The 11,593-nt window shown below is 64.1% G+C and carries 12 protein-coding genes and 1 pseudogene; 12 read left to right on the top strand and 1 reads right to left on the bottom strand.

What is annotated here, in order from left to right; all coding sequences use genetic code 11:
• Positions 1 to 37 precede the first annotated feature (37 nt).
• The 5 genes from AC0V8S_RS09850 (at position 38) to AC0V8S_RS09830 (ending at position 6,143) form a co-directional block, all read left to right on the top strand.
• The gene (locus tag AC0V8S_RS09850) at positions 38 to 1,036 is read left to right on the top strand and encodes an aldo/keto reductase (protein ID WP_475437557.1); all 999 of its coding nucleotides are present in this window, start codon (positions 38 to 40) and stop codon (positions 1,034 to 1,036) included.
• A 336-nt stretch (positions 1,037 to 1,372) separates the two neighbouring features.
• The gene (locus AC0V8S_RS09845; RefSeq protein WP_183463238.1) at positions 1,373 to 2,368 is read left to right on the top strand and encodes an ABC transporter substrate-binding protein; all 996 of its coding nucleotides are present in this window, start codon (positions 1,373 to 1,375) and stop codon (positions 2,366 to 2,368) included.
• A 167-nt stretch (positions 2,369 to 2,535) separates the two neighbouring features.
• Complete coding sequence (locus AC0V8S_RS09840; protein ID WP_475437556.1) at positions 2,536 to 4,089, top strand: sugar ABC transporter ATP-binding protein; 1,554 nt, start codon at positions 2,536 to 2,538, stop codon at positions 4,087 to 4,089.
• Positions 4,086 to 5,054, top strand: coding sequence for an ABC transporter permease (locus AC0V8S_RS09835; RefSeq protein WP_475437555.1), 969 nt, complete (start codon positions 4,086 to 4,088; stop codon positions 5,052 to 5,054). The genes AC0V8S_RS09840 and AC0V8S_RS09835 overlap by 4 nt, the downstream gene beginning before the upstream one ends.
• A gap of 72 nt (positions 5,055 to 5,126) precedes the next feature.
• On the top strand, positions 5,127 to 6,143 hold the full coding sequence (locus AC0V8S_RS09830; protein ID WP_475437554.1) for a zinc-binding alcohol dehydrogenase family protein: 1,017 nt from the start codon (positions 5,127 to 5,129) through the stop codon (positions 6,141 to 6,143).
• 15 nt (positions 6,144 to 6,158) lie between these two features.
• Here the strand turns inward: AC0V8S_RS09830 and phnF are convergent, their stop codons facing one another.
• A complete protein-coding gene (phnF, locus tag AC0V8S_RS09825) occupies positions 6,159 to 6,908 on the bottom strand; it encodes a phosphonate metabolism transcriptional regulator PhnF (protein WP_475437553.1) in 750 nt (249 codons plus the stop codon).
• Between the two features lie 121 nt (positions 6,909 to 7,029).
• On the opposite strand from phnF, the gene phnG reads away from it, so the two are divergent.
• From phnG to phnK, 7 genes and pseudogenes are all read left to right on the top strand, one after another.
• Positions 7,030 to 7,491, top strand: coding sequence for a phosphonate C-P lyase system protein PhnG (phnG, locus tag AC0V8S_RS09820; RefSeq protein ID WP_475437552.1), 462 nt, complete (start codon positions 7,030 to 7,032; stop codon positions 7,489 to 7,491).
• A complete protein-coding gene (gene phnH, locus AC0V8S_RS09815; RefSeq protein WP_475437551.1) occupies positions 7,491 to 8,102 on the top strand; it encodes a phosphonate C-P lyase system protein PhnH in 612 nt (203 codons plus the stop codon). The genes phnG and phnH overlap by 1 nt, the downstream gene beginning before the upstream one ends.
• A gap of 1 nt (position 8,103) precedes the next feature.
• Entirely contained in the window at positions 8,104 to 9,216 is a 1,113-nt protein-coding gene (locus tag AC0V8S_RS09810; RefSeq protein WP_475437550.1) for a carbon-phosphorus lyase complex subunit, read from the top strand.
• A pseudogene (fosX, locus tag AC0V8S_RS09805) lies at positions 9,213 to 9,627 on the top strand (FosX/FosE/FosI family fosfomycin resistance hydrolase). Before AC0V8S_RS09810 ends, fosX begins: the two are co-directional and overlap by 4 nt.
• The gene (locus tag AC0V8S_RS09800; protein ID WP_475437549.1) at positions 9,624 to 9,896 is read left to right on the top strand and encodes a hypothetical protein; all 273 of its coding nucleotides are present in this window, start codon (positions 9,624 to 9,626) and stop codon (positions 9,894 to 9,896) included. The pseudogene fosX and the gene AC0V8S_RS09800 overlap by 4 nt, the downstream one beginning before the upstream one ends.
• Before the next feature lie 5 nt (positions 9,897 to 9,901).
• Positions 9,902 to 10,819, top strand: coding sequence for an alpha-D-ribose 1-methylphosphonate 5-phosphate C-P-lyase PhnJ (locus tag AC0V8S_RS09795; RefSeq protein WP_475437548.1), 918 nt, complete (start codon positions 9,902 to 9,904; stop codon positions 10,817 to 10,819).
• Positions 10,816 to 11,592, top strand: coding sequence for a phosphonate C-P lyase system protein PhnK (phnK, locus tag AC0V8S_RS09790; protein ID WP_013892928.1), 777 nt, complete (start codon positions 10,816 to 10,818; stop codon positions 11,590 to 11,592). Before AC0V8S_RS09795 ends, phnK begins: the two co-directional genes overlap by 4 nt.
• The last annotated feature ends 1 nt before the right edge of the window (position 11,593 follow it).

The raw sequence follows: 11,593 nt of genomic DNA, 5'->3' as shown, positions 1-11,593 counted from the left end.
CGGGCTGGACAGCGCCCGGCAACGGGGGAGGGTTTGCATGGAAAAACGCCGCATCGGCAAGACGGCGCTCGAGGTCACCGAGGTCAGCTTCGGTGGCGCCGCGATCGGCGGCCTTTACCGCGCCTGTTCGCGCGAGGCGGCGATGGAGACACTGCAAGGCGCCTGGGAGGCCGGCTTGCGCTATTTCGACACCGCGCCCTTCTACGGCTTCGGCCTGTCGGAACGCCGTTTCGGCGATTTCCTGCGCTACAAGCCGCGCGATTCCTACGTGCTGTCGACCAAGGTCGGACGTCTGTTTCGCCCGGTGCCGGAAGGCCAGGTGCCCGATCATTCCTATGTCGATCCGCTGCCATTCGCGCTCGACTACGACTATTCCTATGACGGCATCATGCGGTCGGTCGAGTTCAGCTATGCGCGGCTTGGTCTGAACAAGATCGATATCCTCTATGTGCACGACATCGGCGTCTACACGCATGGCGTCGAGAAGACCGAGCTGCACTTTCGCCAGTTGATGGATGGGGGGCTCAAGGCGCTCGAGGAGCTGAAGCGGGCCGGTACGATTTCCGCCTATGGGCTTGGCGTCAACGAAGTCCAGATCTGCCTCGACGTCATGCGCCGGGCGCCGCTCGACTGCATCCTGCTCGCCAGCCGCTATTCCTTGCTCGACCGCAGCGCCGAAGCCGAACTGCTGCCGCTGTGCCGCGAGCAGCAGACGTCACTGGTGATCGGCGGCGTCTTCAACTCCGGCATATTGGCGACCGGGCCGGTGCAAGGCGCGCATTTCGACTATCTGCCGGCCAGCCGCGATATGCTCGACCGGGTCGATGCCATGGAGAAGATCGCCGGCGAAGGCGGTTACCCTCTGGCGGCGGCAGCGTTCCAGTTTCCCCTGCACGAACCGACGGTCGCCACCGTGCTGACCGGCACCGCCAAACTGGCGAACCTGACACGCAACCTCGACCTGCTCGACATCGACGTGCCGGAGACGGAATACCAGAAATATCGTCCCTACACGGTGGTGCAGGAGCTGGCGTGAAGGCGGCACTATGGGCTTTGGTGGGAGAGGCACGACTTCACAAACCCGCGACCCGACAGAAAGAATGAATGTTCCATATTGACTAACACATGGAATTAATATTCCATGCGTTAGCGGAACGGAACGGGAGCGTTTGGCTGCGTCCGGGGAGGAGCGGCGTGTGAATGTGTCTGTGCCCGCCATGGGAGGTCGGGTGCGAAACACCGCTTGCATCGTCCAGGTCGATGCACTATCAAAAACAGCGTAAATGTTTTTTATTGATAAAGTTCTGTTTGGGCCACGCCTATCCGAACGGAGCTTCCGTAACGTTCACCAGGCGACTTAGGGAGGAATCCTATGAAATTCGTGACCAGCATTCTCAACCGCCGCGCCGTGATGGCTCTGGCAGCAGCCTCGATGCTCGCCGGCGTCATGCATTCGGCGCCGGTTTCGGCGGCGGACGTGACCATTCCGATCATCGTCAAGGACACCACGTCCTTCTACTGGCAGATCGTGCTCGCCGGTGCCCGCAAGGCCGGCAAGGATCTCGGCGTCAACGTGCCGGAGCTCGGCGCCCAGGCTGAAACCGACGTCAACGGCCAGATCTCCATCCTTGAGAATGCCGTCGCCGGCAACCCGGCCGCCGTCGTCATCGCGCCGACCGAAGCCAAGGCGCTCGGCAAGCCGATCGACGAGGCAGCAAGCAAGGTCAAGGTGATCGGCATCGACTCCAGCGCCGACTCCAAGGCCTTTACCTCGTTCCTGACCACCGACAACGTCCAGGGCGGTCGCGTCGCCGCGGACGGTCTTGCAGCGGCCATCGGTGCGGCCAATGGCGGCAAGGTCGAAGGCAAGGTTGCCCTGATCACCGCGCTGCCCGGCGCCGGCTCGCTCGAGCAGCGCGCCCAGGGCTTCAAGGAACAGCTCAAGGCCAAATATCCCGGCCTCGAACTGGTCGCCGACAAATATGCCGACGGCCAGGCCACCACTGGCCTCAACATCGCGACCGACCTGATCACCGCCAATCCGGACCTGAAGGGCATCTTCGCCTCCAACCTGATCATGGCGCAGGGCGTCGGTCAGGCGATCGCCGAGAACAAGCTTGCCGGTAAGGTCGGGCTGATCGGCTTCGACAGCGACGAGAAGCTGATCAAGTTCCTCAATGACGGCGTCATTTCCGGCCTCGTCGTCCAGGATCCCTATCGGATGGGCTATGACGGCATCAAGACCGCGCTCGCCGCTTCGAAGGGCGAGAAGGTCGAGGCCAATGTCGACACCGGTGCCAACCTCGTCACCAAGGCCAATATGAAGGAACCCAAGATCGACGCGCTGCTCAACCCGAAGCTCAACTGAGCCCCGGCATAGCCGCTCTGGTTTCCGGGGCCTCGCGCCCCGGAAACGACAGCCATATCGCTTGGAAATCCGCCAGCCTGGGCTAGGTTGCTCTTGCGGGCATTTCAAAGCCTCGCCGCGTGCCAGATCGTGAGACCAATCTGGGAGGCCAATCTGGGAGGATTGTCATGACATCGACGGCGCAAGACCTGCATCCAGCCCCTGTGCTGGAGCCTGGCAGAACGATCCTCGAACTGCGCGGCCTCGAGAAGAAATATCCCGGCACCCATGCGCTGAAACCGGTGACGCTGGCCTTCAAGTCCGGCGAAATCCACGCCATTGTCGGCGAGAACGGCGCCGGCAAATCCACCTTGATAAAGCTTCTGACCGGCGTCATGCCGCGCACTTCCGGCGAGGTCATCTGGGAAGGCAAGCCGGCGCCGCTGGCGACCCCGCATGAGGCGATGGCGCTCGGCATCAACGCCGTGCACCAGGAAGTCGTGCTCTGCCGCCATTTGACCGTCGCCGCCAACATGTTCCTCGGCGAGGAGAATTCGCGTTTCGGCATCCTGCAGCAGCGCGCCATGGTCAAGGAAGCGCAGAAGATCATCGACGATCTCGGCTTCGACCTGCCGGCGCATGTCGTGCTCGGCGACCTCACCATCGGCCAGCAGCAGCTGATCGCCGCCGCCCGCGCCACCGTGCGCGGCACCAAATTCCTGATCTTCGACGAGCCGACCGCCTACCTCACCCGCAAGGAGGCCGACCAGCTCTTCACCCTGATCCGCCGGCTGAAGTCCGAGGGCGTGACCATCATCTATATCAGCCATCGCATGGAGGAAGTCTTCGAGCTCGCCGACCGCGTCTCCGTGCTGCGCGACGGCACGCTGGTCGGCACCAGGAACATCAGCGAGACCAACGACGCCGAACTGGTCAAGCTGATGATCAACCGCTCGATCGAGCAGGTCTACCACAAGGAGCATTTCACCCCCGGCGCTGCGATCGTCGAGACCAGGAACCTGTCGGGCAAGGGCTTCGAAAATGTCTCGATGACGGTCCGCGCCGGCGAGATCGTCGGGCTCTACGGTCTGATCGGCGCCGGCCGCAGCGAATTCGTCACCACGCTCTATGGGCGTCACAAGAAGTCGGCTGGCCAGATCCTGTGGGAGGGCAAGCCGGTCCAGATCAATTCCGAGCATGACGCGATCAAGCTCGGCATGGCGCTGGCGCCGGAAAGCCGCCGCGATCAAGGCCTTTGCCTCAATTTGCCGGTCGGGCTCAATCTCAACCTGCCGATCTACAAGCGCATCTCCAACAATCTGTTGATCTCCGGCGCGCAGGAAAAGACCGAGGCCGACCGCCAGATCGCCGACCTCCGCATCAAGACGCCGACGCGCCATGCGCTGGCCTCCAGCCTATCGGGCGGCAACCAGCAGAAGATCGTCATCGGCAAATGGCTGGCGCATGGCGCCAAGCTGTTCATCTTCGACGAGCCGACCGTCGGCGTCGATGTCGGCACCAAGGCCGAGATTTACCGCCTGTTCGGCGCGCTCTTGTCGAAGGGCGCCGGCATCATCCTGATCTCGTCCTATCTGCCGGAAGTCTATGAGCTGGCCGACACGCTGCACGTGTTCCGCCGTGGCAAGCTGGTGGCGACACACGGATTCCGCACCGCCGATCACGAGGAAATTCTCACACAGGCGCTCGCCGAGAAACAAGAAAAGCTGGGAGGAAAGATATGAGCACCGAGGCGATTCCTGCCGAAAAGCCCAAGCGCAATTACAACGCCCTGTTCGGGCTGACGCTCCTGGCGCTGCTGGTGCTGCTCTGGGTCATCCTGTCGCTGTCGACATCGAGCTTCGCCTCGGCCAACAACATCTCGAACCTTTTGCGTCAGGGTTCGATGATCGCCATCCTGGCGGTTGGCCAGACCTTTGTCATCATCACCGGTGGTATCGATCTGTCCGTCGGCGCCGTGGTCGGCTTTGCCACCGTCATTGCGGCGATGCTGATCAATGCCGGCGTGCCGGTCTTCCTCGCCATCCTGATCACGCTGCTGGTCGGCGTTGCCATCGGCCTTTTCCATGGCTTCGGCATCGTCAAGATGGGCCTGCCGCCCTTCATCATCACGCTGGCGACGCTGACGTCGCTGCGCGGCATCGGCCTTCTGATGACCAACGGCAACTCGATCTCCATCAACAACGATGCCTTCCAGGAGTTCTCGCGCAACTCCTTCCTCGGCGTCCCCAATCTGTTCTGGATGGTCATCCTGGTCGGCATTCCCGCCTACATCTTCCTGCATCATAGCCGTTGGGGCCGCTACCTCTTCTCGGTCGGCTCCAACGCCGAAGCCTCGCGCCTGTCCGGTGTCAATGTCCAGCGCACCATCTACATGGCCTACACGCTGTCGGGCCTGTGCGCGGCTTTTGTCGGCGTGTTGCTCGCCTCGCGCATCGGCATCGGCAACCCGACCCAGGCCGAGGGCTGGGAACTGCAGGCGATCGCGTCCTCGGTGATCGGCGGCACCTCGCTGTTCGGCGCGGTCGGCTCGGTGCACGGCCCGCTGCTCGGCGCCTTCATTCTCGCCACCATCAACAACGGCGCCAACCTGCTCAACGTCAATGCCTTCTGGCAGCGCATCATCACTGGCGTGCTGATCATCGTCATCGTCTATTTCGACGGCCTGCGCCGCCGCGGCGGCAAGTGATCACCACCAAGACCGATCGCCGGCCCGCCATGAAATGGGCCGGCGTTTTACAAACCCTGACTGGATTGAAGCATGAAAGCCGTCGTCTGCCGCTCGCCCGGCGATCTTGTCCTGGAAGACCGCCCCGCGCCTGTCGCACCGCCTGCCGGCTGGGCGCTGATCGCGGTCAGCCATGTCGGCATCTGCGGCACCGACTACCACATTTTCGAGGGCAAGCACCCGTTCCTCGCCTATCCCCGCATCATGGGCCATGAAGTGTCGGGAACGGTCGTCGAGACCGGTGACGGTGTCGACCTTGCCGTCGGCGAACCGGTCGTCATCAATCCGTATCTCTCCTGCGGCAAATGCATCGCCTGCCGGCACGGCAAGCCGAATTGCTGCGTCAGGATCGAGGTGCTCGGCGTCCATCGCGACGGCGCCATGTGCGAACATATTCTTGTCCCGGCGCAAAATCTCTATCCGGCCAACGGCCTGTCGCTGGCCGACGCTGCCGCCGTCGAATTCCTCGCCATCGGCGCGCATGCCGTGCGGCGCGCCCGCGCCGAGCCCGGCGCCCGCACGCTGGTCATCGGCGCCGGCCCGATCGGGCTCGGCAACGCCATCTTTGCCCGCATCGCCGGGTTCGACGTGACGCTGCTCGACATGAGTACGGAACGGCTCGCTTTCGCCGAAAACGAACTTGGTTTCAGTATCCTCGACGGCTCGCACGGAGCGGTGCCGGATCTGGTCAGGGAAGCGACATCAGGCGAAGGCTTCGACGTGGTCTTCGACGCCACCGGCAACACCCGGTCGGTGCAATCGGCCTTCGCCCATGTCGCGCATGGCGGCACACTGGTGCTGGTCAGCGTCGTCAAGGACGACATCGTCTTTTCCGATCCGGAATTTCACAAGCGCGAAATGACGCTGGTTGGCAGCCGCAATGCGCTCAAGGCCGATTTCGACCACGTCGCCGCCTCGATCCGCAACGGCGCCGTGCCCATGGCCAAGCTGGTCACCCACCGCACCACACTCGATGGCACGCCGCGCGACCTCGCCCGCTGGGCGCATGAAAAGTCTGGCCTGATCAAAGCTGTGATCGAGATCGGATAGTCGGCAGAGTTCGGCTCACAGCGCCGACAGTTTCAGCTCGACCCGTTCCGCCGGAAAGCGCGACTCCGAAAACTGGATCGGCTGGCCGTCCGGCGTGACGTTGACGGCCACCGTGACCAGCACGATGGCGCCCGGCTGCAGGTCGAGGTCGGCAAGGTCGGCCGCATCGGCGTGGCGCGCCGACAGCACGGTCGATTGCCGGAGATAGTCGTCTATGCCGAAGCGGGCCAGCGACGCGGTGATTGAGCCCGTCTCAGCCATCGCCTTGTCGATGCCGGCAAAGCGTCTGGCCTCGAACCAGCCGGCAGCGCGCGACACAGCCCGTCCATCGGCCTCGCCGCGTGTCTCCAACCTGATCACCTCGGCGCCCCTGGCCAGGCCAAGCCCCTCGGCGACACGCTGGCTCGCCGGCTCGACCGCAGAGGCGAGCAGCACGATGTGCCGTTCCGAGGTCTGCCCCTGCAGGCCCGTTGAAAAGCGCGTGCGCGCGCCGATCGGATAGGACAGCCGCTTGCGCGACAACACGAAGGTGCCGCGCCCCTGCTCGGCCCGCAGCACGCCTTCCTGCACAAGCGCCGATATGGCGCTGCGCACCGTGTGGCGGTTGACGCCATAGCGCTCGGCCAGTGCCACCTCCGGCGGCAGCGCCGCATTCTCGGCGAAATCGCCGGTGGCGATCGCCTGCAGGATCCTGTCGGCGATCTGCCGCCACAGGGAGACGCCGCTACGTCGTTCGATGCTGTCGGCTTCCTGTCTTCCGATCATGAATCGCCCCCAAGCTTCTACTGTTTGTCATCCACCCGTCATGGACTCGCGTTAGGTAATATGTATAATTTGTATAGTTGTCTATATCAATAGACAAATTTAGCAAAGAGGAATGCTGCCGATGCGAGGACAGGAAGCCCGCGACCAGGCCGAACGCAAGGCCGCCATGGCGACGCTCGCGCAATCGAGCGGTGACGACATCGTCCGGCTCTGGAACGAGGCCGGCCTGCCTTCGCAAGCCGAACTGCTGCGCGGTCCCGAGACCGGGCTGGTGACGCTGCGCGGCCGCATCGGCGGAGGTGGCGCGCCGTTCAATGTCGGCGAGGCGACCGTCACCCGCGCCACGGTCCGGCTGCCGTCCGGACAGGTCGGCCATTGCTACGCGCTTGGCCGCGACAAGCAGAAGGCGAAGCTCTCGGCAATAGCCGACGCGCTCTGGCAGGACCCCGCCCGCCGCGCCGAGGTCGAGGCCAGGCTGATCGCGCCTTTGCGGTCGGCGCTCGCGACTGCCCATGAAAAACGCCGCGCCGAGACGGCGGCGACGAAGGTGGATTTCTTCACCATGGTTCGCGGAGAAGACTGATGGATATCGCAGCGCAATCGATCGAGGGCGGTTTCGCCGATCCGGTGTTCAACGCCCAGACCGTGTTTCGCGCGGTCATGGATGCGATGGCGCGGCCGGGCAGCGTGCAGCCTCTGCCGGCCTTGGCCCGCCCGCCCGCGCCGCTCTCGACAACATCAGGCGCCATCGCGTTGGCGCTCTGCGACAACGACACGCCGCTTTGGCTCGACCCGGCCTTGCACGCGTCTGCCGCGGTCATCTCCTGGCTTGGCTTCCACTGCGGCGCGCCGCTGGCCAACACACCCGCCGACGCGCATTTCGCCTTTGTCGCCACGCCGGCCGAGATGATGGCGCTCGACGGTTTTTCGCAGGGAACGCAGGATTATCCCGACCGCTCGACCACCCTGATCCTCCAGGTCAGCGATCTCACCTCGGGCGCTCCGCTGTTGCTCGAAGGCCCCGGCATCGAAACCAGCACCGCGATGGCGCCGTCGCAGATGCCGCGTCATTTCACTGAACAGTGGAAGCAGAACAACAAGCGCTTTCCGCGCGGTGTCGACATCATCCTCGCCACGCCAGAAGGCATAGCCTGCCTGCCGCGCACGACGCGCATCAAGACGATGGAGGCGTAAGATGTATGTCGCGGTAAAAGGCGGCGAGGCCGCAATCGCCAACGCCCACAGCCTGCTTGCCGACCGCCGGCGCGGCGACCGTTCGGTGCCGGCACTGCGCCTCGACCAGATCGTCGAACAGCTGGCGCTCGGCGTCGACCGGGTGATGAGCGAAGGCTCGCTCTACGACCGTGAACTGGCGGCACTCGCCATCGTCCAGGCGCGCGGCGACATGATCGAGGCGATCTTCCTGGTGCGCGCCTATCGCACCACGCTGCCACGCTTCGGCTATTCCAGGCCGATCGACACCGGCACGATGCGGGTCGAGAGGCGCGTGTCGGCGACCTACAAGGACCTGCCCGGCGGCCAGCTTCTCGGCCCGACCTTCGACTACACGCACCGGCTGCTCGATCCCGAGCTTGCCGCCGGCGCCGATGTCGCCGAGCCCCTGCGGCGCGAGACGGAAGCGCAAGCCATGCCGCGCGTCTCGGCGATCCTCGCCCGCGAAGGCCTGATCGAACCGGATGGTGAGATGCCGCAGGACCACGTGCCGGGCGACATCACCCGCGAGCCGCTGGAATTCCCGATGGCGCGCGATATCCGCCTGCAGGCATTGTCGCGTGGCGATGAGGGTTTTCTCCTGGCGCTCGGCTATTCCACCCAGCGCGGCTACGCCCGCAACCATCCCTTTGTCGGCGAAATCCGCATCGGCGAGGTCGAGCTGGAACTCGACGTTCCCGAACTGCCTTTCGCAGCGCCACTCGGTACGGTGCGGGTCACCGAATGCCAGATGGTCAATCAGTTCAAGGGCTCGGTCAAGGCGCCGCCGCAATTCACCCGCGGCTACGGCCTGGTCTTCGGCCAGAGCGAGCGCAAGGCGATGGCCATGGCGCTCTGCGACCGGGCTTTGCGAGCCTCCGAACTTGGCGAGGACATTGTCGCCGCCGCCCAGGACGAGGAGTTCGTCATATCGCATTCCGACAACGTCCAGGCGACCGGTTTTGTCGAGCATCTGAAGCTGCCGCACTATGTCGACTTCCAGGCCGAACTCGATCTGGTGCGCCGTATGCGCGCCGAATACGAAGCCCGCGAAAACCCCGCGAAGGTCGAAGAGAAGCGGGAGGCCGCGGAATGATCGAAGGCCTGTCCCACATGACCTTCATCGTCCGTGACCTCGACCGGATGACTGCCATTCTCGAGGGCGTGTTCGACGCGCGCGAGGTCTATGCCAGCGACGCCGCGCTGTTCTCGCTGTCGCGCGAAAAATTCTTCCTGATCGGCGACATCTGGATCGCCATCATGCAAGGCGAGGCGCTGCCCGAGCGCAGCTACAACCACATCGCCTTCAAGATCGATGACGCCGATTTCGACCGCTACGCCGAACGCGTCGGCAGACTAGGCCTCGACATGCGCCCGCCACGCCCACGTGTCGAGGGTGAGCTCGATCTATTTCTACGACGACGACAACCACATGTTCGAACTGCACACCGGCACGCTCACCGAGCGGCTGGCGCGCTATGCCAAGGGATTGGAGGCTGCGCAATGAACTTAGTGCCCGCCTCCATGGCCGCCACCGTCGTGGGAATGACCGCCATAGCTATCATACCCGGAGTAGTCACCATTGCCGATGCCTATGGACTCACCGTGAGAGCCCCCTTTTGGCGCGGGAAGAATCATGCGCCGAAGGAAAAAGAGAACGACGCCGGCGAACACCAGAAACACAATTCCGAGATGCATCCATCCGGTGGAGTTCATCTGAATTCGCCCCTGTTTCCGCGTCCTGGACGCCAATTCAATAGCACAATGTGGATGTGATCGCCATGACCGACATCGCCACCTACAACTTCGCCTACCTCGACGAGCAGACCAAACGGATGATCCGCCGCGCGATCCTCAAAGGCATCGCCATCCCCGGCTACCAGGTGCCGTTCGCCTCGCGCGAAATGCCGATGCCCTATGGCTGGGGCACAGGCGGCGTCCAGGTCACCGCCTCGATCATCGGCCCAGACGATGTGCTGAAGGTCATCGACCAGGGCGCCGACGACACCACAAACGCGGTCTCGATCCGTGCCTTCTTCAAGAAGGTCGCCAATGTCGCTGTCACCACCGACACCGCCAGCGCCACCATCATCCAGACCCGCCACCGCATCCCCGAACATCCGCTCACCGCTGGCCAGGTGCTGGTCTATCAGGTGCCGATCCCCGAGCCGCTGCGCTTCCTCGAGCCGCGCGAGACCGAAACGCGAAAAATGCATGCGCTGGAGGAATACGGCCTCATGCATGTGAAGCTCTATGAGGACATCGCCAAGCACGGCCGCATCGCCACCACCTACGCCTATCCGGTCAAGGTCGAGGGCCGCTATGTGATGGACCCCTCGCCGACGCCGAAATTCGACAATCCCAAGATGCACCGCTCGCCGGCGCTGCAGCTGTTCGGCGCCGGCCGAGAAAAGCGCATCTACGCGGTACCGCCCTTCACCGATGTCGTTAGCCTCGACTTCGAGGACCATCCGTTCGAGGTGCAGACCTTCGATCAACCCTGCGCGCTGTGCGCGGCCGAGAACGTCTATCTCGACGAGGTCATCCTCGACGACCATGGCGGCCACATGTTCGTCTGCTCCGACACCGACCACTGCGAGAAGCGGCGGGCCGACGGCCATCGCGGCCACCTTGCCCCTGAAACCAACCCTGCCCCAGAAACCCATTTTGCCTCAGAAACAGGGGAGCCGGCACAATGACCGACGAACCGTTGCTGCGCGTTTCGGCGCTGTCCAAATTCTACGGCTCGCGCGTCGGCTGCGACAACGTCTCCTTCGACCTGTGGCCGGGCGAAGTCCTGGCTGTCGTCGGCGAATCCGGTTCCGGCAAGACGACGCTGCTCAACTGCCTGTCGACGCGGCTCTTACCTTCCTCCGGCACCGCCAGCTATCGCATGCGCGACGGCCAGTTCCGCGAGCTCTACCGCATGAGCGAGGCCGAGCGCCGCTTCCTGATGCGCACCGATTGGGGCTTCGTCCACCAGAACCCGGCGGACGGCCTGCGCATGACGGTGTCGGCCGGCGCCAATGTCGGCGAACGGCTGATGGCGGTCGGCGACCGCCACTACGGCAAGATCCGCGCCACCGCCGTCGACTGGCTGTCGCGCGTCGAGATCGAGCAAGATCGCATCGACGACGAGCCGCGCGCCTTTTCCGGCGGCATGCGCCAGCGCCTGCAGATCGCCCGCAACCTCGTCACCGGCCCACGGCTGGTGTTCATGGATGAGCCGACCGGCGGCCTCGACGTCTCGGTGCAGGCGCGCCTGCTCGACCTCTTGCGCGGACTGGTCACCGACCTCGGCCTGGCGGCCATCGTCGTCACCCACGACCTGGCGGTGGCGCGTCTGCTGTCGCAGCGCATGATGGTGATGAAGGACGGCCGCGTCGTCGAAAGCGGCCTCACCGACCGCGTGCTCGACGACCCGCGCGCGCCCTACACGCAGCTTCTCGTTTCTTCCATTTTGCAGGTGTAAC

The organism is Mesorhizobium oxytropidicola, from assembly GCF_056174625.1.
This window is presented reverse-complemented; position numbering and strand designations above follow the sequence as displayed.

Bases quoted from the DNA above. Each gene is read 5' to 3' on its own strand.
- AC0V8S_RS09850 (WP_475437557.1), top strand. From the start codon at position 38: ATGGAAAAACGCCGCATCGGCAAGACGGCGCTCGAGGTCACCGAGGTC.
- AC0V8S_RS09845 (WP_183463238.1), top strand. From the start codon at position 1,373: ATGAAATTCGTGACCAGCATTCTCAACCGCCGCGCCGTGATGGCTCTG.
- AC0V8S_RS09840 (WP_475437556.1), top strand. From the start codon at position 2,536: ATGACATCGACGGCGCAAGACCTGCATCCAGCCCCTGTGCTGGAGCCT.
- AC0V8S_RS09835 (WP_475437555.1), top strand. From the start codon at position 4,086: ATGAGCACCGAGGCGATTCCTGCCGAAAAGCCCAAGCGCAATTACAAC.
- AC0V8S_RS09830 (WP_475437554.1), top strand. From the start codon at position 5,127: ATGAAAGCCGTCGTCTGCCGCTCGCCCGGCGATCTTGTCCTGGAAGAC.
- phnF (WP_475437553.1), bottom strand. From the start codon at position 6,908: ATGATCGGAAGACAGGAAGCCGACAGCATCGAACGACGTAGCGGCGTC.
- phnG (WP_475437552.1), top strand. From the start codon at position 7,030: ATGCGAGGACAGGAAGCCCGCGACCAGGCCGAACGCAAGGCCGCCATG.
- phnH (WP_475437551.1), top strand. From the start codon at position 7,491: ATGGATATCGCAGCGCAATCGATCGAGGGCGGTTTCGCCGATCCGGTG.
- AC0V8S_RS09810 (WP_475437550.1), top strand. From the start codon at position 8,104: ATGTATGTCGCGGTAAAAGGCGGCGAGGCCGCAATCGCCAACGCCCAC.
- AC0V8S_RS09800 (WP_475437549.1), top strand. From the start codon at position 9,624: ATGAACTTAGTGCCCGCCTCCATGGCCGCCACCGTCGTGGGAATGACC.
- AC0V8S_RS09795 (WP_475437548.1), top strand. From the start codon at position 9,902: ATGACCGACATCGCCACCTACAACTTCGCCTACCTCGACGAGCAGACC.
- phnK (WP_013892928.1), top strand. From the start codon at position 10,816: ATGACCGACGAACCGTTGCTGCGCGTTTCGGCGCTGTCCAAATTCTAC.